Origin of the sequence: Citrobacter sp. MGH106, from assembly GCF_001037495.1 — a bacterium.
GTDB lineage: Bacteria > Pseudomonadota > Gammaproteobacteria > Enterobacterales > Enterobacteriaceae > Citrobacter > Citrobacter murliniae.
The window spans coordinates 474,092-494,402 of sequence record NZ_KQ089822.1; the positions used below are offsets into that span (position 1 = coordinate 474,092).

19 protein-coding genes are annotated in these 20,311 nt (G+C 51.0%); 13 read left to right on the forward strand and 6 right to left on the reverse strand.

Annotated features, from left to right (window positions below; translation table 11 throughout):
• Nucleotides 1-52: 52 nt before the first annotated feature.
• On the forward strand, nucleotides 53-1,150 hold the full coding sequence (gene mltA, locus SK36_RS02145; RefSeq protein WP_048220641.1) for a murein transglycosylase A: 1,098 nt from the start codon (nucleotides 53-55) through the stop codon (nucleotides 1,148-1,150).
• 133 nt (nucleotides 1,151-1,283) lie between these two features.
• The gene (gene tcdA / locus SK36_RS02150; RefSeq protein ID WP_048220642.1) at nucleotides 1,284-2,090 is read left to right on the forward strand and encodes a tRNA cyclic N6-threonylcarbamoyladenosine(37) synthase TcdA; all 807 of its coding nucleotides are present in this window, start codon (nucleotides 1,284-1,286) and stop codon (nucleotides 2,088-2,090) included.
• A 45-nt stretch (nucleotides 2,091-2,135) separates the two neighbouring features.
• Here the strand turns inward: tcdA and csdE are convergent, their stop codons facing one another.
• Complete coding sequence (gene csdE / locus SK36_RS02155) at nucleotides 2,136-2,582, reverse strand: cysteine desulfurase sulfur acceptor subunit CsdE (protein ID WP_048220643.1); 447 nt, start codon at nucleotides 2,580-2,582, stop codon at nucleotides 2,136-2,138.
• Nucleotides 2,582-3,787, reverse strand: a complete 1,206-nt coding sequence (csdA, locus tag SK36_RS02160; RefSeq protein ID WP_048220644.1) for a cysteine desulfurase CsdA — start codon at nucleotides 3,785-3,787, stop codon at nucleotides 2,582-2,584. The genes csdE and csdA overlap by 1 nt, the downstream gene beginning before the upstream one ends.
• Before the next feature lie 191 nt (nucleotides 3,788-3,978).
• On the opposite strand from csdA, the gene SK36_RS02165 reads away from it, so the two are divergent.
• The 4 genes from SK36_RS02165 (at nucleotide 3,979) to rlmM (ending at nucleotide 6,994) form a co-directional block, all read left to right on the forward strand.
• Nucleotides 3,979-4,206 carry a YgdI/YgdR family lipoprotein gene (locus SK36_RS02165; RefSeq protein ID WP_045446955.1) on the forward strand — a complete coding sequence of 76 codons (228 nt, stop codon included), beginning with the start codon at nucleotides 3,979-3,981 and terminating at the stop codon, nucleotides 4,204-4,206.
• A 363-nt stretch (nucleotides 4,207-4,569) separates the two neighbouring features.
• Nucleotides 4,570-5,487, forward strand: coding sequence for a glycine cleavage system transcriptional regulator GcvA (gcvA, locus tag SK36_RS02170; RefSeq protein WP_005130970.1), 918 nt, complete (start codon nucleotides 4,570-4,572; stop codon nucleotides 5,485-5,487).
• A gap of 18 nt (nucleotides 5,488-5,505) precedes the next feature.
• On the forward strand, nucleotides 5,506-5,901 hold the full coding sequence (locus tag SK36_RS02175; protein WP_045446951.1) for a DUF423 domain-containing protein: 396 nt from the start codon (nucleotides 5,506-5,508) through the stop codon (nucleotides 5,899-5,901).
• Nucleotides 5,894-6,994: a 23S rRNA (cytidine(2498)-2'-O)-methyltransferase RlmM gene (gene rlmM, locus SK36_RS02180; RefSeq protein ID WP_045446948.1), complete on the forward strand. Its 1,101-nt coding sequence runs from the start codon at nucleotides 5,894-5,896 to the stop codon at nucleotides 6,992-6,994. Before SK36_RS02175 ends, rlmM begins: the two co-directional genes overlap by 8 nt.
• A gap of 35 nt (nucleotides 6,995-7,029) precedes the next feature.
• On the opposite strand, the gene fucR is transcribed toward rlmM, so the two are convergent.
• The 4 genes from fucR to fucI form a co-directional block, all read right to left on the reverse strand.
• Nucleotides 7,030-7,761 carry an L-fucose operon activator gene (gene fucR / locus SK36_RS02185; protein WP_048220645.1) on the reverse strand — a complete coding sequence of 244 codons (732 nt, stop codon included), beginning with the start codon at nucleotides 7,759-7,761 and terminating at the stop codon, nucleotides 7,030-7,032.
• Between the two features lie 58 nt (nucleotides 7,762-7,819).
• Complete coding sequence (fucU, locus tag SK36_RS02190; RefSeq protein ID WP_045446943.1) at nucleotides 7,820-8,242, reverse strand: L-fucose mutarotase; 423 nt, start codon at nucleotides 8,240-8,242, stop codon at nucleotides 7,820-7,822.
• 1 nt (nucleotide 8,243) lies between these two features.
• The gene (gene fucK / locus SK36_RS02195) at nucleotides 8,244-9,662 is read right to left on the reverse strand and encodes an L-fuculokinase (RefSeq protein ID WP_048220646.1); all 1,419 of its coding nucleotides are present in this window, start codon (nucleotides 9,660-9,662) and stop codon (nucleotides 8,244-8,246) included.
• 118 nt (nucleotides 9,663-9,780) lie between these two features.
• The gene (fucI, locus tag SK36_RS02200; protein WP_045446939.1) at nucleotides 9,781-11,556 is read right to left on the reverse strand and encodes an L-fucose isomerase; all 1,776 of its coding nucleotides are present in this window, start codon (nucleotides 11,554-11,556) and stop codon (nucleotides 9,781-9,783) included.
• 464 nt (nucleotides 11,557-12,020) lie between these two features.
• Between fucI and SK36_RS02205 the strand changes: the two genes are divergently transcribed.
• From SK36_RS02205 to fucO, 7 genes are all read left to right on the forward strand, one after another.
• The gene (locus tag SK36_RS02205; protein ID WP_045446936.1) at nucleotides 12,021-13,520 is read left to right on the forward strand and encodes a sugar ABC transporter ATP-binding protein; all 1,500 of its coding nucleotides are present in this window, start codon (nucleotides 12,021-12,023) and stop codon (nucleotides 13,518-13,520) included.
• A gap of 3 nt (nucleotides 13,521-13,523) precedes the next feature.
• Nucleotides 13,524-14,507 (forward strand): ABC transporter permease, encoded by a 984-nt coding sequence (locus SK36_RS02210; RefSeq protein ID WP_045446933.1) that lies wholly within the window; start codon nucleotides 13,524-13,526, stop codon nucleotides 14,505-14,507.
• 73 nt (nucleotides 14,508-14,580) lie between these two features.
• The gene (locus SK36_RS02215; RefSeq protein WP_045446930.1) at nucleotides 14,581-15,531 is read left to right on the forward strand and encodes an ABC transporter substrate-binding protein; all 951 of its coding nucleotides are present in this window, start codon (nucleotides 14,581-14,583) and stop codon (nucleotides 15,529-15,531) included.
• 53 nt (nucleotides 15,532-15,584) lie between these two features.
• Entirely contained in the window at nucleotides 15,585-17,165 is a 1,581-nt protein-coding gene (locus tag SK36_RS02220; protein WP_048220647.1) for an FGGY-family carbohydrate kinase, read from the forward strand.
• 65 nt (nucleotides 17,166-17,230) lie between these two features.
• Nucleotides 17,231-18,229, forward strand: a complete 999-nt coding sequence (locus SK36_RS02225; RefSeq protein ID WP_045446924.1) for a LacI family DNA-binding transcriptional regulator — start codon at nucleotides 17,231-17,233, stop codon at nucleotides 18,227-18,229.
• A gap of 232 nt (nucleotides 18,230-18,461) precedes the next feature.
• On the forward strand, nucleotides 18,462-19,109 hold the full coding sequence (gene fucA, locus SK36_RS02230; RefSeq protein WP_045446921.1) for an L-fuculose-phosphate aldolase: 648 nt from the start codon (nucleotides 18,462-18,464) through the stop codon (nucleotides 19,107-19,109).
• Between the two features lie 26 nt (nucleotides 19,110-19,135).
• Nucleotides 19,136-20,284: a lactaldehyde reductase gene (gene fucO / locus SK36_RS02235; protein WP_048220648.1), complete on the forward strand. Its 1,149-nt coding sequence runs from the start codon at nucleotides 19,136-19,138 to the stop codon at nucleotides 20,282-20,284.
• The last annotated feature ends 27 nt before the right edge of the window (nucleotides 20,285-20,311 follow it).

A 20,311-nucleotide genomic window follows, 5' to 3' on the forward strand; every position in this document is an offset into this window, starting at 1 on the left:
TTCGGGGGTTTGTTATCTTCATCTCGCATTCAGGCAACTTAAGACGAGAATAATGAAAGGACGTTGGGCAAAATATCTTCTGGCGGGGGCCGTAGTCGCGATGCTCGCTGCGTGTTCCTCTAAACCCACCGATCGTGGACAGCAGTATAAAGACGGGAAATTTACCCAGCCTTTCTCACTGGTGAACCAACCTGATGCGGTTGGCGCGCCAATCAATGCCGGTGATTTCGCCGAGCAGGTAAATCAGATCCGCAACGCCTCTCCGCGTTTGTATGGCAACCAAAGCAATGTCTACAACGCTATCCAGGAGTGGCTACGTGCAGGTGGCGATACGCGCAATATGCGCCAGTTTGGTATTGATGCTTGGCAGATGGAAGGGGCTGATAACTATGGCAACGTTCAGTTCACTGGTTATTACACGCCGGTAATCCAGGCGCGGCACACGCGTCAGGGGGAATTTCAATACCCTATCTATCGTATGCCGCCAAAACGTGGGCGTTTACCTTCCCGCGCTGAAATCTACGCAGGTGCGTTGAGTGACAACTATATCCTGGCATACAGCAACTCCCTGATGGATAACTTCATTATGGATGTTCAGGGCAGTGGCTACATCGACTTCGGTGATGGCAGCCCGCTTAACTTCTTTAGCTATGCCGGCAAAAACGGCCATGCTTATCGCAGTATTGGTAAAGTACTGATCGATCGTGGCGAAGTGAAGAAAGAAGATATGTCGATGCAGGCGATCCGTCACTGGGGTGAAACGCACAGCGAAGCTGAAGTGCGTGAACTGCTGGAACAGAATCCGTCGTTCGTCTTCTTTAAACCACAATCTTTTGCCCCGGTAAAAGGGGCCAGCGCAGTGCCGCTGATTGGCAGGGCCTCCGTTGCTTCTGACCGTAGTATTATTCCTGCGGGCACGACGTTACTGGCAGAAGTGCCGCTGCTGGACAATAACGGGAAATTTACCGGTCAGTATGAACTGCGTCTGATGGTGGCATTAGATGTCGGTGGAGCGATCAAAGGCCAGCACTTCGATATCTATCAGGGTATTGGTGCAGACGCAGGGCATCGTGCGGGCTGGTATAATCACTACGGTCGTGTCTGGGTGCTGAAAAGTGGCGCCGGAGCGGGTAACGTATTTAGCGGTTAATAAATAGCCTTATCAGATCTGCCATTTTTCGAGCAGGCTGGATAAGCAAAGCGCCATTCGGCGCAAGAACGGTGTTGTCGCCACTATAGTGAGTGGCGATCACCGCTCTTTGAATTTTCTGTTCTGAGGTCGTATGTCTGTTGTGATAAGTGATGCCTGGCGTCAGCGTTTTGGCGGCACAGCGCGTCTGTATGGCGAAAATGCGCTGCACCTGTTCGCCGGATCGCACGTGTGTGTGGTCGGGATTGGCGGCGTGGGATCGTGGGCGGCGGAAGCGCTGGCGCGTACCGGAATTGGCGCAATTACGCTCATCGATATGGATGATGTGTGCGTTACCAATACTAACCGGCAGATCCATGCTCTGCGTGATAACGTGGGCCAGGCGAAGGCTGAGGTGATGGCCGAACGTATACGGCAGATTAATCCCGAGTGTCGAGTCAGTGTGGTCGATGACTTTGTCACGCCGGATAACGTTGCAGAGTATATGAACGCCGGCTTTTCGTATGTTATTGATGCTATCGATAGTGTGCGCCCGAAGGTAGCGCTGATCGCGTACTGCCGTCGCAATAAAATTCCGCTGGTCACCACCGGTGGTGCGGGTGGGCAGATTGACCCTACGCAGATTCAGGTCGTTGATTTAGCCAAAACTATTCAGGATCCGTTGGCGGCGAAGCTACGTGAGCGGCTAAAAAGTGACTTTGGCGTGGTTAAAAACAGCAAAGGCAAGCTGGGTGTGGACTGTGTGTTCTCGACCGAGGCGCTGGTCTATCCGCAGGCTGATGGTTCAGTGTGTGCGATGAAGGCGACGGCAGAAGGGCCGAAGCGTATGGATTGTGCATCTGGTTTTGGCGCTGCGACGATGGTGACAGCGACATTTGGCTTTGTCGCGGTGTCACACGCGTTGAAGAAGATGATGGCGAAGGCGGCGCGTCAGACTTAATGATTGTTTGCCGGATGGGGCACCAGCGCTTATCCGGCAAAACAGCTATTCAACCTGCTGCGCTGCCGCAAGAATCGCCGCGTTAAGGGCATTCAGTCCCTGGCTACGCGAAGCGCTGAGCTGGGCGCGTAAACCTAATTCATCAAAAAAATCCATTGGCGAACGTGTCAGTAATTCGGCGGCGGTTTTACCTTCTACCGCGGTGAGCAGCACTGCCAGCAAACCGCGCACGATACGGCCTTCGCTGTCGCCGAAAAAGTGCATAGTGCCATTCTCATGTACGGCATACCCCAGCCAGACGCGGTTTTCGCATCCCGCGATCTCTTTTGCCTGGGCCTTTAATGGCTCCGGGAGTGGCGGTAGTTGCTTCCCCAGCAGGATAAGCTGGCGATATTTATCTTCCCACTGAGTAAGTGGGACAAAGATAGCTCGTAAAGTCTCTTCGGTCACGGTTGTGCCAAACGGATGTTCGGCGAACAGAGGGTTTGTCATTAATCCACCAATATTTCCAGCGCGCGGTCAACCGCCGTCACCAACGCATCCACATCACTTTGGCTATTATAAGGTGCAAATGAGGCGCGCAGCGTCCCTGATACACCAAGTTCTGCCAGCAGCGGTTGCGCACAGTGTTGTCCTGCGCGAAGCGCGATGCCATATTCGGCCAGCAGTGTCACCATGTCGCTGTGGTGAACACCGGCAAAATCGAAGGCCAACAGGCTGGAGTCCTGGCAGCGGAAAGAACGGAATCCCGGGCGCTTCGCCAGTGCCTCTTCTGCCAGTGTAGCCAGACCACGGCTCCAGCTTTCTGCTTGCTCGATGTCGACATCCGCCAGCCATTCCAGCGCAGCGCTCAGGCCAATAACACCCGCAACGTTAGGTGTACCTGCCTCCAGTTTCCAGGGAACCGCCTGGGTGGTAAACCCCGCAAAACTGACTTCATTAATCATCTTGCCGCCGCCGAGCCAGGGAGACATGGCATCCAGCAACTCTGGCTTACCATACAAAACGCCGATCCCGGTCGGCCCGTACAGCTTGTGACCAGAAAAAGCATAGAAATCAATATCCAACTGCTGCACGTCTGCGGGGAAATGTACAACGCCCTGGGCGCCATCAACCATCACCACCATACCCGCAGCGTGGGCGAGCGAAATGGCGCGAACCAGGTCCGGACAGCCGCCAGTTACGTTAGACATCTGCCCGAGCGCCAGTATGCGGCTGCGTGGTGTGATGAGTTCTGGTAAGCGTTCCACGTCCGGCAGTAAATGGGCGTTGAGAGGGAGTCTGATGACTTTTGCCCCCGTTTGTTCCGCCACCATCAGCCAGGGAACGAGGTTGGCATGGTGTTCCGCCACGCTGACGATAATCTCATCGCCTCTTTGTAAGCGCGGGCGTGCGTAGCTTTGGGCCACCATGTTGATAGCCTCTGTCGTACCGCGGGTCCAGACAATGGATTTATCATCCGGTGCATTGATCAGGCAGGCGGCCTTCTCCCGTGCGGCTTCATAGCGGGCGGTCAGCCGCTGGGCTTCGGCAAATTGGCTGCGATGGACATTACCGGCGCTCAGGCTATAAAACTGGTGAGTGGCATCAATCACAGCCTGTGGTTTCAACGCTGTTGCGGCGCTATCGAGATAGACGCCAGCATCGCTGAGAGCGGGAAACTGTGCGCGAAACTGCGCGGGGTTAAAAGCGTTCATGGTATTCCTCAGTTCAATAAACCGATCGTGGCGCAAAAAGAGCGCAGACACAAGGGGAGGCTAACTATCAGAATCCTCTGGATATCCTGGTAAAGTCAGAACAGTGGCTTATGCTAAATAGTGTTAGGTGAGTATTTTTGCCTGTTATGGAATTCGTTTTATTTAGCATAAATCGCTTTAAGGAGAAGAATATGAAAAAGACTGCCGCAATTATCTCTGCATGTATGCTGACTTTTGCCCTGAGCGCCTGTTCTGGTTCGAATTACGTGATGCACACCAATGATGGTCGGTCGATCGTGTCTGACGGTAAGCCAAAGACCGATAATGAGACGGGAATGATTTCCTACAAGGACGCTAATGGCAACAAACAGCAGATTAACCGTACCGATGTGAAAGAGATGGTGGAACTGGAGAAATAGCCGGGCGTCATCGACAGAAACTCGGACAAAAAAAAGCACCGCAATTTGGCGGTGCTACATTAATCACTATGGACAGACAGGGTAAATGTACAGGAAGTGAAAAAGGGTAGCTTTGCTACCATGGTCTGAATCGCAGACCAATTGCAAACACAACAACACAACATCACAACCGTAAGCCAAAAGCCCACCAGAACACGCATTCCGATAAAACTTTTCGTTCCGGCTTCAGGAAGTGCCGCCACTATAGGTATTTGCTGGTAGAACCTCAACGGACAATTTATAATGGCTCAGATTAAAAAAACTAATAGGTTACAGGCTGTTATGTAACTGTTAAATTCTTTTAACATCAAAGCCTAAAAAGTCATGTCAAAACGATTACCACCCTTAAATGCGTTACGTGTTTTTGATGCTGCGGCGCGTCATTTGAGTTTTACTCGCGCAGCCGAAGAGCTTTTTGTGACGCAGGCCGCAGTAAGTCATCAAATCAAGTCACTTGAGGATTTCTTGGGACTTAAGCTGTTTCGTCGACGCAATCGATCTCTCTTGTTGACGGAAGAAGGTCAAAGCTATTTCCTCGACATCAAAGAGATTTTTTCGCAATTAACCGATGCGACGCGTAAACTTCAGGCACGCAGTGCAAAAGGCGCGCTCACCGTGAGTTTATTGCCCAGTTTTGCAATTCAATGGCTGGTGCCAAGACTCTCTAGCTTTAACTCAGCTTATCCGGGAATCGATGTCAGGATCCAGGCGGTAGACCGCCAGGAAGACAAACTGGCTGACGATGTTGATGTCGCTATTTTTTATGGGCGCGGTAACTGGCCTGGCCTGCGTGTGGAAAAATTGTACGCAGAATATTTATTGCCAGTCTGTTCGCCTCTGTTACTCACTGGCGATAAACCATTGAAGACGCCAGAGGATTTGGCAAAACACACTTTATTGCACGATGCTTCGCGGCGTGACTGGCAAGCCTATACGCGCCAGCTTGGCCTGAATCATATCAACGTACAGCAGGGACCTATCTTCAGCCATAGTGCCATGGTGCTTCAGGCTGCTATTCATGGACAGGGAGTGGCGCTGGCCAATAACGTTATGGCGCAGTCTGAAATTGAAGCCGGGCGTTTGGTCTGTCCCTTTAATGATGTTCTGGTCAGCAAGAACGCATTTTATCTGGTTTGTCATGACAGTCAGGCAGAACTGGGTAAAATAGCCGCCTTCCGTCAGTGGATACTGGCAAAAGCGGCCACTGAACAAGAAAAATTCCGCTTTCGTTATGAACAATAATTTACTTAGGGTATTAACATGACCAGCCGTTTTATGCTGATTTTTGCCGCCGTAAGTGGCTTTATTTTTGTGGCACTGGGCGCCTTTGGGGCACATGTTCTGAGTAAAACCCTCGGCGTCGTTGAAATGGGGTGGATCCAGACGGGCCTTGAGTATCAGGCGTTCCATACGCTGGCCATCTTTGGCCTCGCGGTCGCTATGCAGCGACGTATTAGCATTTGGTTTTACTGGAGTAGCGTGTTTATGGCATTAGGCACGGTGCTGTTCAGCGGCAGCCTGTATTGCCTCGCGCTGTCTCATCTACGCCTGTGGGCGTTTGTTACCCCTGTTGGTGGCTTCAGCTTCCTGGCAGGTTGGGTTCTGATGTTAGTTGGTGCTATTCGATTGAAACGTAAGGGCGTTAGCCATGAATAAGGTTGTATTGTTGTGTCGCCCAGGTTTTGAAAAAGAGTGCGCCGCAGAAATTACGGATAAAGCAACTCGTCGGGAAGTGTTTGGCTTTGCTCGCGTGAAAGACAATGCGGGTTACGTCATTTATGAGTGCTATCAGCAGGGTGATGCTGAAAAGTTGGTCAAAGAGCTGCCGTTCAGTTCGCTGATTTTTGCCCGTCAAATGTTTGTCGTCGGTGAATTGCTGCAATATTTGCCGCCGGAAGATCGCATTACGCCGATTGTCGGTATGTTGCAGGGCGTTGTAGAGAAAGGTGGTGACCTGCGCGTCGAAGTCGCAGACACTAACGAAAGCAAAGAGCTGGTTAAGTTTTGCCGTAAATTTACCGTGCCGCTGCGCGCGGCGCTGCGTGAAGCGGGCGTGCTGGCAAAATACGAGACGCCAAAGCGCCCGGTAGTCCATGTTTTCTTTATCGCACCAGGTTGTTGTTACACCGGTTATTCCTGGCCTGACAATAATTCACCGTTTTACATGGGCATCCCGCGTTTGAAGTTCCCGGCCGATGCTCCGAGCCGTTCAACACTGAAGCTCGAAGAAGCGCTGCATGTTTTTATTCCTGCCGATGAGTGGGATGAGCGTCTGGCAAATGGAATGTATGCGGTGGATTTAGGGGCTTGCCCCGGCGGTTGGACCTATCAGCTGGTCAAACGCAATATGTGGGTTTACTCCGTGGATAACGGTCCGATGGCGCAAAGCCTGATGGATACCGGACAGGTGACCTGGTTGCGTGAAGACGGATTTAAATACCGTCCGAATCGCAACAACATCTCGTGGATGGTCTGCGATATGGTGGAGAAGCCTGCGAAAGTTGCCGCGTTGATGGCGCAATGGTTGGTTAATGGCTGGTGCCGTGAGACGATTTTCAATCTCAAGTTACCGATGAAAAAGCGCTACGAAGAAGTGTCGCAAAACCTGGCCTATATCCAGGCGCAGTTGGATGAACATAACATCAATGCGCAGATTCAGGCACGTCAGCTTTATCATGACCGCGAAGAAGTGACCGTGCACGTGCGTCGTCTGTGGGCCGCTGTCGGCGGTCGTCGCGACGAGCGATAAAGACCTCCCTGCAGGCCTGATGGCGCATGCGCTTATCAGGCCTGTGGCAGAACACCGTCAGTTTGCTGTTCATCCGAAATCACATGCGTCACCTCCTCCAGATGCCCGATCCGGGCCTCGCCAGAACGATGCAACTTACTTTTATCGATCAACAACAATGACTGTGATGCCCGTTTGAGCAGAATGGATTTAAATTCAGCGTTAGTAGCCGTCGAGTCCCAGAGAGTACCGTTACTGTCGATCCCCGCGCAGGAAAAAATAAACAGATCGATGTCGAGAGGTTTCAACTGCGAGATGAGCGACGGATTAATGTAGCAGCCATCTTTGCGCTCGAGTCGTCCACCTGAGCAGATGAGCTGAATATGTTCACGTTTGCCCAGTTCCTGACAAATTGGCTGGCTATTAGTAAACACATGTATGTTGATGTCCGGTAACTGGCGGGCAAGATACCAGCAGGTGGAACTGGCATCTAAAGCGATTACCATTCCTTCCTCTATCCATGCCAATGCGTCCCTGGCAACATCCGCTTTATGCGCATAATGGCTTTTACGTCGAATATGAAACGGTTCGCCGCTGTCCTGATTTTCCTGATGAATTATCCTGGCACGTCCGTGGTTGCGCAGCACTTTCCCTTGCATTTGTAGTTCATTGAGATCGCGGCGAATAGTCTCTTTGCTGACATTAAGTTGTAAAGATAAGGCTTCGGTTGTCAGGTTTTTATGGGTAATTAGCAGGTCTGTTATTGCTTGCTGGCGTGCCGCTTTCACTGTTCTGATCCTCATCATTTGATGAATGCCCGTATCTGACGGGCATTCTGACCAGAGATTACGGCGTTACCCCTTTTTTCAAAAGAATATTTCCGTATTTTGCCTGCTCTCCGGTAATGACGATCGCAAACGCTTTTTGCGCCCGTTCATAGAATGCATAGCGATCGATGCGGGTAATATCCGGTCCGGAAGTCGTTAAAGAGAGCGCATCGCGGTAACGCCTTTCAACGTTCGGATCGAGAGAATCTCCTTCTACGGCGGCCATCATCACCAACGGTGGGGCGTAGCTGTCCAGCTCAAACAACGGAATAATGGCCTGCAACAGATCGCTGACCTGCAAACCATCGGCACGGATAACCTGTGGTCCCATGCTGTGTGCCGGAAAGTGGGCATCGGAGAAAATTATCTCATCGCCATGTCCCATTTCCGCCAGCACTTTCAACAGGTCAGGGGAAATTAAGGGGGAAATCGTTTTAAGCATTTCACTCGACTCCTGTGAGTTCGGATTCGGTTTGGGGATAGAAGTAGCGATATCGGTAGCGCACCTGTGCGCGGGCCTGTTCCGGGGTAGCAAACTCACCAATACCTGACCAGCCAAACATTGCAGCTCCGGCGACGGTAGTTTCGGCGTCATCCAGTACCTTGACGGGGATCCCGAGTACGTTGGCTTTTATCTGATTCCACAGCGCGTTGCGACTTCCTCCGCCAACTAACAGCAGCTCCGTCGCCTTGAAGTGGCTGATAGTTTCCAGCGTGTGTAGATTTTGCTGGAGCTGTACCGTTAATCCCTCCAGTGCTGCACGGTAAAAATGTCCGCGAGTGCTGTTCAATGTGACACCCTGCCAGCCTGCGTTAGCGTTGGTGAGCAAATCGCACTGCATCTTTACGCCTTCAGCGCCTGTTGGAATAGTTTGCGCCTCACTTATCAGCGTTTGCCAGGGCGTTTCTGCCGTCCACAGCAGTTTACGCACCCACTCGAGCACGCCGGAAGCCAACCATTGCATACCGGGGTTGTACAGTCCGTTCTGACTGTCCAGCTCGCAGGTGGAACCTGAATAATGGCTGAGCAGGGGAGTATTCACTTGTGCGCTGCGCACCATCAGAATTTCCCATGTGCCGGAAGAGAGCACCGGTTCATCCGGCTGCGCGCCTGCGCCAAACAGCGCAAACTGCGTGTCGTGCCCGGCGGAAATAACCGGAATACCTGGCGGAAGCCCAAGCTGCTTTGCGGCTTCGTTTTGCAGCGTTCCGATCTGTTCCCCTGCCTCGACTAAGCGTGGGAAAAGCCGGCGGGGTATACCAGTTGCCTGCAGAATGTCATGGCTGAAATCTCGCTGATGGATCTCCAGCATCTGGCTGGTTCCCGCCATCGTGATATCTGTGGTGAATTCGCCGGTTAAGCGGTGGTTGATAAGCGATGAAATAAAAAGCCAGGCGTGCGCCTGCTCCAGCAATCGTGGGTGGTTCTCTTTGAGCCACACCAGTTTGTACAGCGTGTTGAAGCTGAAAGCGCCGACACCGGAGATGTCCTGCAACTGCTGTGGTGATATCAGGCGATCGATACTGGCCATGACGGCGGCGGTACGCGGACATTTCCAGCTGATCACCGGATAAAGCAACTCACCATGCTCATCAACCAGCGCGCCGTCAACACCAAACGTAGTGACCGTAATCCCGCGGATCTGGCAGGAGGCGAGTTCAGTTGCGAGTCGCTGGCAGCAGTCGGCAAAGCGCTGCAGAATGGCATCAAGGGACCACTGATGCCAGACACTGTTTTCAGCGGCAATATCACTGGCATTGGGGGTGGAGGCGCGGGCGATAATTTGTCCCTGACGGTCAACGGCAATGGCTCGCACGTTTGTCGCACCACAGTCGAGGACCAAAATAACGTCTTGTTTCATAATCGCTCCTGGCATACCCGTCATACCTCAAACTGCAGGACAAAAATGCTAATGTGTTTTTGTCCTGCGCTTGAATGACTTAGGGTATGAGAACCCTGTCGTTATGGGGATGGAACTCTTAACGCTTATACAGCGGCCCGTAGTTTTGGCAGGCACGATAGTCCTGGCCTTCGCTATCCATACCGTGGGCTGCCCAGGCTGAAGGACGGTAAATTTTCTCTTCTTCCACGTTGTGCATACAAACCGGGATACGCAGCATGGCGGCAAGCGTAATAAAGTCTGCGCCAACATGCCCAATCGTCAGTACGCCATGGTTAGCGCCCCAGTTAGCCATCACTGAATAGACATCGGTGAATGGGCCTTTTCCGGTTAAGCGCGGTGCAAACCAGGTTGTCGGCCATGTGGAGTTGGTGCGCTCATCAAGCTGCGCGTGCACATCCTTCGGCAACTCCACGCTCCAGCCTTCAGCGATTTGCAGTACCGGACCCAGACCTTTGATGATATTGATGCGAGTCATGGTAAACGGCACGCCGCCTTCGGTCAGGAAGCGCGAAGAGTAGCCGCCGCCACGGAAGTATTCGTGGATTGCCGGACACCATTCGGTAGCCGCCAGACAATCATCTGCTTCTTGCTGCGAGATCTCCCAGTGCGGTTTCATGGTTGGCTTGCCTTCGCTGTCGCGCTGTTTGCAGGAGCCGTCCAGTGCCGCAGATCCAGAGTTAATCAGATGGATGATGCCGTGTTCAGCAAGACCGGTCAGCGGTTTACCGGTTACGCGCTCTACCGCCTCGGGTGACCAGTAGGTGCGCACATCGGCAAAGACTTGCGCCGTTCCGGTGAGTTGGTGACCAAACAGCATCGCCACACCGTTCAGACTGTCGTTTTCGGTGGCGACAACATACGGCTGGCGTAAACCATTCCAGTCGAATGAGCTGTTCAGCAACGCTTCGGCGGTGTCGCCGTTTGGATATTGATCCGTCCAGTGGCGCTGCCCCTGGAAACCAGCAGCAATAGCGTTGTAGCCCAGAGATTCTTCTACAAGGCCTTTTTCTGCCAGTTTCTTATTCCCTTGCATCATGTCACGGATGCACATTGCCATCAGCAGACTCTCTTTCAGTACCGCACGGCTTTGTTCCTCGTTACGCTTGTATTGCTGCGCATTCTGATCTTCGCCGTAGCGGAAGTTTTTGTCCGCCCACGTCAGTGCGATTTCCAGTTCAGCTTCGTCATAGATTTTTTTGTCAATGCGACGACGTAATTCGGTCATATCAACAGGCTGAACCTTCATTCCCAGCCAGGATTCGAAGAAGTTATGATCGACGATAGATCCTGCGATCCCCATCGAAACACCCCCTACGGACAGATAACTTTTGCCCTTCATGCTGGCAACGGCTAAGCCCGCCCGCGTGAAACGTAGCAGTTTTTCTTCTACATCGGTGGGGATAGTGGTGTCACCAGCATCCTGCACATCATGGCCGTAAATAGAGAAGGCGGGGAGACCTTTTTGGTTATGCGCAGCCAGAGCTGCCGCCAGGTAAACGGCGCCAGGACGTTCTGTTCCGTTGAAGCCCCAGATGGCTTTCGGACGCATAGGATCCATGTCGATAGTTTCGCTACCGTAGCACCAGCATGGGGTAACGGTAATCGTCACACCAACGTTCAGACCGCTGAATTTTTCTTCACAGGCGGCGGATTCAGCCATTCCGGCAATGCAGGTGTCTGCGATCACACATTCAATCTGTGCGCCACAGGCGTGACGAAGTTTCTCTGTGATAAGCGCGGCAGTGGCTTTCGCCATGTTCATGGTTTGTTCTTCGAGCGATTCACGTACACCCATGCGACGCCCATCAATCACCGGACGAATACCGATTTTCGGTAAACTGATTTTGTTCATTCGAGGTTCCTCATCTCACTTTATGCCGTGCAGCTGAAGTGGATATTGGATACCACTGCCGCAGTTGGCTGAATTTTTCATTTTTGCTAACTCGAGTTAGCTTAGGTATTAGAGAGTTTTTTGCACAACTTTTTTGTTGTGGAACTGTGAGAAGCTTCACGAGAAGTGGTTAAAATTCGATCTGCGTCAAATAAACAAAATCACTGATTTAAGATAATTTTATTTGTAATCAGAGGTATAGAATAAATTGTCTGCCCGGCATCACAATTTTAAACCAAATGATTTGGTTATTTTTGGCAGCTAAAATAGCTTTAAAAGGCAAATCGCTAACTCGAGTTAGCATTTTTGATAAAACGTATATGATCTTTAGGAAGTATTCGCATCAACGGTGACGATGGCTCCCTGACAACGCTGTTTTCGCCTGATTCACTGACTGCAGTTTCTGTATATTGAGGAAAGCAGCAATGTCCGAAACATTTTTACAGATGAGTCATATTACGAAACGTTTTCCCGGAGTATTAGCGTTGAGTAATGTGGATTTTGCTTTACGCAAAGGTGAGGTTCATGCGCTGCTGGGGGAAAATGGCGCGGGAAAGTCTACCCTGATGAAAATTTTATCCGGTGTTTATCAACCTGATGAGGGAGATATTGTTTTCGAGGACCAACCCGTTGCATTCGCGAACCCATTGAGCGCCCAGAAAGCCGGGATCACGATTATTCACCAGGAATTTAATCTTTTTCCTGAACTCACGGTTGAAGAGAATATATTTATTGGCAGGGAGTTTTGCAAAAATAACCGTTGGCGCCTTGATGAAAAACAACAGCGCCAGGCTGCTATCGATATTTTGCAAAAATTAAACCTGAATATCTCGCCAGAGACTCTGGTTGCCGACCTCACTGTCGCGCAACAACAAATGGTTGAGATTGCAAAAGCGATATCGGTGAATGCCAAAGTTCTAATTATGGATGAACCGACCGCTGCACTAACCGAAACGGAGATCGACAGTTTATTTCAGGTTACCCGTTTACTTAAAGAACAGGGTACTGGCATCGTTTATATCTCTCACCGGCTTGAGGAACTGGCGCTGATTGCCGATCGTGCCACCGTCATGCGGGATGGACAGTTTATCGCCACCGTTGATTATGATGCGGTAAAAATCAGCGATCTGATCGCGATGATGGTTGGCCGTGATCTCGGCAATATCTATCCTCGTCGCGAACCACAACCCCAGCGCAAACCAGTGCTGGAGGTGAGCGGCCTGACACGAAAAGGTGTACTGAACGACATCAACTTTACCCTTCACCAGGGGGAGATTTTAGGCTTTGCCGGTCTGATGGGCGCAGGTCGTACTGAACTGGCGCGTGCGATTTTCGGCGCTGACCCAATAGATAGTGGAACGATTAAGCTGCGCGGCAAAGAGACGGTGGTAAAAGATATCCCTGACGCCATCAGGCAAGGTATCAGCTATTTAACCGAGGACAGAAAAAAAGAAGGACTGGCATTAGGCTTGTCTGTTGAGCGTAATATTATGCTCGGCAATTACCCGGAGTATTCCGATCGCTATGGCAATGTTGATAGTAAACGCTGTCAGAAAATAAGTCAGGAACAGGTAAAAACTCTGCGAATTAAAACGCCGCATCTTGAGCAGGCTGCGTTGAATTTAAGTGGCGGTAATCAGCAGAAAATTATTATTGCCAGATGGGTATGTAAGGATACTGATATTCTCATCTTTGATGAGCCCACGCGTGGTATTGATGTAGGGGCTAAACTTGAAATTTATGAATTAATGAATCGCCTGGTGGCAAAAGGAAAATCAATTATCATGATTTCTTCTGAATTACCGGAAGTGCTGGGTATGTGCGATCGCATTTTAGTTATGCGCAATGGCCGTATTACCGGTGAGTTAGCTTCTGATGACGCCACACAAGAAAAAATCATGCAATACGCGACGTTAGAGGACTAATTTATGACTATCTCTGTAACCTCTTCAGACAGCAATAATAAGAAAATAAAAATTAACAAAGAACTTTTAATGCGCCTTGCGCCGCTTTTTAGCCTGATTATTCTGGTGATATTTTTTAGCTTTGGCTCACCTTTTTTCTTTAATACTGAAAACATTATGACAATTGCCCTGCAAACCTCGGTGATTGGCATCATGGCAATTGGCGTTACCTTCGTCATTATCACCTCAGGGATCGATCTTTCTCTCGGGTCTGTCGTCGCCTTTTCCGGGGTAGCGGTAGGGATATGCGCAACGCTGGGCCTGCCGTTGCCAGTGTGTATCCTGGCAGGTGTTCTGGCCGGAGGATTATGCGGTTATATCAACGGGATACTGGTAACCAAAATGACGATACCGCCATTTATCGCCACGCTGGGACTGATGATGTCTGTCAGGGGTATCAACATGGTGATGACTGACGGTCGCGCGATTTACTTTGCTGATTACCCTACGTTCAAAATGCTGGCGCAGGGACGCCTGTTCGATGTGCTGCCTTATCCTGTTTTTTACCTTGTTGTTGTCGCGCTGATTGCCGCTTATATCCTGAAGAAAACGGTCATTGGTCGTTATGTTTACGCTGTGGGCAGTAACGAAGTTGCAGCACATCTTTCCGGGATCAAAGTCCAGCGCGTCAAAATTTTCGTCTACGCCTTTTGCGGTCTGCTGACCGGGATTGCCGGGGTCATTCTGGCTTCTCGTCTGAACTCAGGACAACCTACGGTCGGTGTGGGTTATGAGCTGGAAGCGATAGCTGCGGTTGTGATTGGCGGTACGAGCCTGATGGGCGGGATTGGGACTATCGGTGGCACTATCATCGGCGCATTCATTATGAGTGTACTGAAAAATGGTCTGAACCTGATGGGTGTCTCTCAGTTCTGGCAAATGGTAGCAATGGGTGTCGTGGTTATCGCTGCGGTTTACCTCGATACATTACGCAAGAAAATTCGTTGATTAACGCTCCCGGTAGTCACGGGGCATCATAACCCTGACGTTTAGGGTGACTCACTCAGAACGGAGTACAACAATGAAAACCAGGCATTTTGTCTATGCGTTATCTCTGCTGGCCTGCATGACCTCCAGCGCATTGGCTAAAGATATGAATCTTCCGGTGGTCAGTAAAGGTTTCCAGCATGAATTCTGGCAAACCGTGAAAATGGGTACAGAAGCGGCAGCGAAAGAGCTGGGTGATAAAACCAGCTATGTCGGACCGGCGGATGAAACCCAAATTGCTGAGCAGATTCAGTTAGTTGAAAACGCAATGGCGCAAAAACCTAATGGACTGTTGCTGGCGGCGTTAGATGCCAATGCACTCGCACCGCTGGTGGAAACGGCCAACTCACGTGGCATTAAGGTCGTGACGTTTGACTCTGGCGTGAATTCCGATATTCCTGCCAGCTTTGTGGCAACCAATAACCGTAAAGCGGGGGCAGAAGCGGCAGATGCGCTTGCTGCTGAGGTGGGTAACAAAGGAAAAGTCGGCATTATTGCGCATGTGGCTGGCACCTCTTCAGCGATTGAACGCTCGGAAGGATTTATTGCCCGCATGAAGGAAAAGTATCCGGATATCCAGGTTCTCCCTGTCCAGTACAGCGATGGCGATCCGCAAAAAGCGATGGATAAGACCATCGATATGATTCAGGCGAACCCTGACATCGCAGGGATCTATGGCACCAATGAAGGTTCAACTTTGGGGGTTGCTAACGCTATTGATAGTCAAAACCTGAAGGGCAAAGTGAAGGTGATTGGCTTTGACAGTACCGAGGCGATTATTGCCTTCCTGAAGTCCGGAGTTATCCAGGGCTTTGTGGTACAGGATGCCTATCAGATTGGCTATCAGGGTATCAAAACGCTGAATGCCGCAGTGTCGGGTCAGTCCGTACCGAAAGAGATCGATATTCCCGTGAAATTTGTTAACGCGAAGAACATTAACACGCCGGAAATCGAGAAGTTATTGCACCCATTCGGTAAGAAATAAGCCCGTTGGGGCGAAACTCTCGCCCCATTTTTAGCCAGCGTCAGGGAGTTACTATGAGCAGTGGATATTTCCTCGGTGTGGATGTCGGTTCCGCAAGTGTCAGGGCCGGTGTATTTGATGCCAGCGGCAAGCGCCTGGCCTTTGCGACTTTCCCTATCTCGCAGTTTCGACCAGGCCCGGAGCGAGTGGAGCAATCTTCTGCTGAAATCTGGCTGCAGGTTTGCAGTGCGGTGAAAGGGGCTGTGTCGTCAGCCGGCGTTCCTGCAGAGGAGATCCGTTCACTGGGTTTTGATGCCACCTGTTCTCTGGTCGCGCTGGATAAGCAAGGGCAGGGGCTGGCGGTTTCACCTGGGGAATCGCCGGACCATAACATCATCATGTGGATGGATCACCGTGCAGCGCAAGAGACCCAGTGTATCAATGCGACAAAGGATCCGGCTCTGCGCTACGTAGGTGGTGAAGTTAGTGTAGAAATGGAGCTTCCTAAAGCACTCTGGCTGAAGAATCATTTTCCCGCTACCTGGCAGAGTGCGCATCGCCTCTACGATCTGGCGGATTTTCTGGTCTGGAAAGCCACCGATAATGATGTGGCGGGACTGTGTACCCTGACCTGCAAATGGAACTATCTGGCACATGAGCAACGCTTTAGCCATTCCCTGCTCGACGCTGTTGAATTAACCGATCTACTGGGCAAAATTCCGTCTCGGATCCTGCCGCCGGGAGCTGCTGTTGGTACGCTTAGCCCAGAAGCTGCACAGGCGTTGGGGCTGACGACAGCAGTAGTGGTCGCTAGTGGAATGATTGATGCCCATGCTGGCGGAGTTGCACTTGCTGGTGCTCAGCCTGCGGGAACGCTGGCGCTGATTAGCGGAACGTCAAATTGTCATATGTTATGCAGCGCACAGGAAATTCATACGCCGGGTGTATGGGGGCCGTACTGGTCCGCCATGTTGCCAGGCTACTGGCTGACGGAAGGTGGGCAGAGTGCTGCCGGTGCGTTAGTTGACTGGACACTTCAGGAGTCAGGAGCCAGCGCCGAGCTGTTTCGTAAAGCCGAAGCGCGGGGCTGTCATCCGATCGTTTTAGTGAATGAATGGGTTGCTGCGCTGGAAGAAAATGAATCGGAACCGGGGCGCTATCTGCATGTATTGGCCGATCACCACGGAAACCGTTCACCGCGAGCAAGACCCGATGCCAGGGGCAGCGTCTGCGGTTTGACTCTTGAGCGAGGAGAGGGACAGCTTGCCCGCTTGTATCTGGCGACATTACAGGCGATCGCCTGCGGTACGCGGCATATTATGGAAGTGATGCGCGAAAACGGCCATACCATTTCTCGACTGACGCTGTGTGGCGGCGCTACGCATAATCCTTTGTGGCTGCGAGAGTATGCCGATGCTACCGGATGCGATATCCATCTGATGCAGGAAGAAGATGCCGTGACATTAGGCGCGGCGATTACCGGCGCGGTCGCAAGCGGCGCGTGGTCGAATTTTCCAGCAGCGTGCCAGGCGATGGTTACGCCAGGTGAAGTGATTAAGGCAAATCCACAGCGGCAGGACTTTTATACCCGCAAATATCAGGCTTATCTTACAATGTGGGATCAACAGCAGACGCTTAACCAACTGATGCAGTAAGACAAAAGTTTAAAATACTTTTATGATTGTGAATGGACGTTTTGGATGTGGACTGGGGCATATAGATGGCTAAAACAGTAGAACAGATAGCCAGCGATCTGAATTTATCGGTTACGACCGTGCGACTGGTGCTGAATGGGAAAGCTGAGCAATATCGGATCAGCGTCAAAACCCAGACTCGCATTAATGAATACGTTGAGCGATATGGTTACGTGATAAACCATTCGGCCCGTAGCCTGAAACTCAATAAAACGGATACGCTGGGTCTGATTGTGCCCAATATTTCCAACGTCTTTTTTGCCACGCTCGCAGAAAAACTCGAGCAACGCTGTCGTCGCTCTGGATATCAGCTAACGATTAGCTGTACCTACGATGATGTGGATTACGAAAACAAATTAACCAAAGCGTTAATTGCACGCAATGTTGATGGTCTCTTTATTGTTCCTTCGACATTAGAAAATCAGCAACACCATTTACGCCAGGTCAGAAAACCAATGGTGTTACTTGACCGTGATTTTAAGTACACCGATAACGCGCTGGTTGAAAGTCATAATATTTTGGGTGGTGAAAAGCTGACGCAAAGTTTGTTTGACGCGGGGAAATCGCCAATCTGGTTTTTAGTGGGGGATACCGGTTTACCCAGTATCGGCGATCGTTTGAAAGGTTACCTAAATGCGTTGAGTAAAAATGGTATTTCTCATCAGGATTGGGTGCGTGAAGGCCCGGACAATACCCCGGATGGTGGCTATCGACTCATGGACAAACTGATCAACGAGCAGGGCTGCCCTCAGGCGTTTATCGCCTCGTCGTTACCCGTGCTGGAAGGTGCAGTTATCGCGATTCGCAACCGTTTTGGTGTTATTCCACCTGATATCAATATTGGGACATTCGATGAACATCCGATGTTGGGATTCCTGGCCAATAATGTCTGGTCAATGCAGCAGGACGAAAATGTCTGGGCAGAAAAAGCATTCGATATGATGATGAGTGCAATTGACGATCAGCCAATTAAAGAAACGGTAAAAGTTGAGATGAAACTTATTAAGCGTGTCAGACAGAAATAACACGTAGCTCTACACGTCATCCTTCAAGCTGCCTCCGTGTTGGCTGCGTTCGCTCACTTGCCGTCTTGACGCAATTTGAATGATTTTGTGTATGTACCAAAAATAATTCAGCCTACTGAATCTGAATAATAATATTCAGTGGCTGCTCATATCTGAAACCTGACCGCGTCTTATTCTGCGGGTGCATTATTTCGCAATAAAGACGAGGGGAAACTGTACCCGGAGATTCATTATGGAAAGAATGCGTTTATCTCGAGAAATTATTGAAACCTGCCTTGAAATGACCAGCCTTGGACTGAATCAGGGAACGGCGGGAAATGTGAGTGCACGTTATGAGAACGGAATGTTGATCACGCCCAGCGGTATTCCTTATGAAAGACTCACAGAAAATATGATCGTGTATGTCGATAACGACGGTAATTATGATAAAGGACAATTACCTTCCAGCGAATGGCGTTTTCATCTGGCTGCCTACCAGACACGGCCAGATGCTAATGCGGTCGTGCATAATCATGCGATTCATTGCACTGCGGTGTCGATTCTGAACCGTCCAATCCCTGCCATTCACTACATGATTGCGGCTGCCGGAGGTAACTCCATTCCATGTGCGCCGTATGCGACATTTGGTACTCGCGAACTGTCAGAGCATGTGGTTGTTGCCCTGCAAAACCGAAAAGCCACACTGTTGCAGCATCATGGGCTGATTGCCTGCGAGGCGAATCTGGAAAAAGCCTTGTGGCTGGCACAAGAAGTGGAAGTTCTGGCCCGTCTTTATCTGAGCACGCTGGCGATTGTCGATCCTGTTCCGGTACTGGATGATGAAGAAATCGCTATTGTGCTGGAGAAATTCAAATCCTATGGATTACGTATTGAAGAGTAATTTCGCATAGCGAAAGGAGAAAAACGATGGCGAACAGAATGATTCTGAACGAAACGGCATGGTTTGGCCGGGGAGCTGTTGGGGCGTTAACCGATGAGGTCATCCGCCGTGGTTACCGTAAAGCGCTGATTGTGACAGATGCTAATCTGGTGCAGTGTGGTGTTGTCGATAAGGTAACATCGCGGATGGACGCAGCAGGTCTGGAATGGGACATTTTTTCCGGCGTAATGCCCAATCCAACCATTGCGGTGGTACAAGAAGGGCTGAGTGTCTTCCAGAAAAGTGGTGCAGACTATCTGATAGCCATTGGTGGCGGTTCGCCGCAGGATACCTGTAAGGCTATTGGCATTATCCATAATAACCCTGAGTTTGCCGATGTACGCAGTCTGGAAGGGTTATCGCCAACGCGCTTCCCGAGCGTACCGGTTATGGCAATCCCCACTACGGCGGGGACGGCAGCAGAAGTGACCATTAACTACGTGATCACGGATGAGGAGAACAGGCGTAAGTTTGTTTGTGTCGATCCGCATGATATCCCGCAGGTGGCGTTTATTGATGCGGATATGATGGATGGCATGCCTGCCGCATTAAAGGCTGCGACCGGCGTTGATGCGCTGACCCACGCCATTGAAGGCTACATCACGCGTGCAGCATGGGCGTTAACGGATGCGCTGCACATTAAAGCTATTGAGATTATTGCCAGTGCGTTACGCGGTTCAGTTGCCGGAGACCTTCAGGCGGGGGAAGCGATGGCGCTGGGCCAGTACGTTGCGGGAATGGGGTTCTCAAACGTCGGTCTGGGGCTGGTGCATGGTATGGCGCACCCGTTGGGGGCGTTTTATAACACACCGCACGGCGTCGCCAATGCTATTTTGTTGCCGCATGTAATGCAGTACAACGCTGAATTTACCGGAGAGAAATTCCGTGATATCGCCCGAGCGATGGGTGTGAAGGTGGAAAATCTGACTCTGGAAGAGGCACGCAAAGCCGCCGTTGATGCGGTGTTTGGGCTTAACCGTGACGTGGGGATCCCGCTGCACTTACGTGACGTTGGCGTTCGTAAAGACGATATACCGGCGCTGGCGCAGGCGGCATTCGATGATGTTTGTACCGGTGGAAATCCGCGTGAAGCGAGCCTTGCCGATATTGTCGAGTTGTACCATACGGCCTGGTAGTTCTTATGTACGTATCCGGCTTACAGT

Excerpts from the sequence above, each read along its gene's own strand:
- fucK (WP_048220646.1), bottom strand. The coding sequence starts at position 9,662 with ATGAAACAAGACGTTATTTTGGTCCTCGACTGTGGTGCGACAAACGTG.
- SK36_RS02165 (WP_045446955.1), top strand. The coding sequence starts at position 3,979 with ATGAAAAAGACTGCCGCAATTATCTCTGCATGTATGCTGACTTTTGCC.
- csdA (WP_048220644.1), bottom strand. The coding sequence starts at position 3,787 with ATGAACGCTTTTAACCCCGCGCAGTTTCGCGCACAGTTTCCCGCTCTC.
- SK36_RS02205 (WP_045446936.1), top strand. The coding sequence starts at position 12,021 with ATGTCCGAAACATTTTTACAGATGAGTCATATTACGAAACGTTTTCCC.
- mltA (WP_048220641.1), top strand. The coding sequence starts at position 53 with ATGAAAGGACGTTGGGCAAAATATCTTCTGGCGGGGGCCGTAGTCGCG.
- fucA (WP_045446921.1), top strand. The coding sequence starts at position 18,462 with ATGGAAAGAATGCGTTTATCTCGAGAAATTATTGAAACCTGCCTTGAA.
- csdE (WP_048220643.1), bottom strand. The coding sequence starts at position 2,582 with ATGACAAACCCTCTGTTCGCCGAACATCCGTTTGGCACAACCGTGACC.
- SK36_RS02225 (WP_045446924.1), top strand. The coding sequence starts at position 17,231 with ATGGCTAAAACAGTAGAACAGATAGCCAGCGATCTGAATTTATCGGTT.
- fucI (WP_045446939.1), bottom strand. The coding sequence starts at position 11,556 with ATGAACAAAATCAGTTTACCGAAAATCGGTATTCGTCCGGTGATTGAT.
- SK36_RS02220 (WP_048220647.1), top strand. The coding sequence starts at position 15,585 with ATGAGCAGTGGATATTTCCTCGGTGTGGATGTCGGTTCCGCAAGTGTC.
- gcvA (WP_005130970.1), top strand. The coding sequence starts at position 4,570 with ATGTCAAAACGATTACCACCCTTAAATGCGTTACGTGTTTTTGATGCT.
- rlmM (WP_045446948.1), top strand. The coding sequence starts at position 5,894 with ATGAATAAGGTTGTATTGTTGTGTCGCCCAGGTTTTGAAAAAGAGTGC.
- fucU (WP_045446943.1), bottom strand. The coding sequence starts at position 8,242 with ATGCTTAAAACGATTTCCCCCTTAATTTCCCCTGACCTGTTGAAAGTG.
- tcdA (WP_048220642.1), top strand. The coding sequence starts at position 1,284 with ATGTCTGTTGTGATAAGTGATGCCTGGCGTCAGCGTTTTGGCGGCACA.
- fucO (WP_048220648.1), top strand. The coding sequence starts at position 19,136 with ATGGCGAACAGAATGATTCTGAACGAAACGGCATGGTTTGGCCGGGGA.
- SK36_RS02175 (WP_045446951.1), top strand. The coding sequence starts at position 5,506 with ATGACCAGCCGTTTTATGCTGATTTTTGCCGCCGTAAGTGGCTTTATT.
- SK36_RS02210 (WP_045446933.1), top strand. The coding sequence starts at position 13,524 with ATGACTATCTCTGTAACCTCTTCAGACAGCAATAATAAGAAAATAAAA.
- SK36_RS02215 (WP_045446930.1), top strand. The coding sequence starts at position 14,581 with ATGAAAACCAGGCATTTTGTCTATGCGTTATCTCTGCTGGCCTGCATG.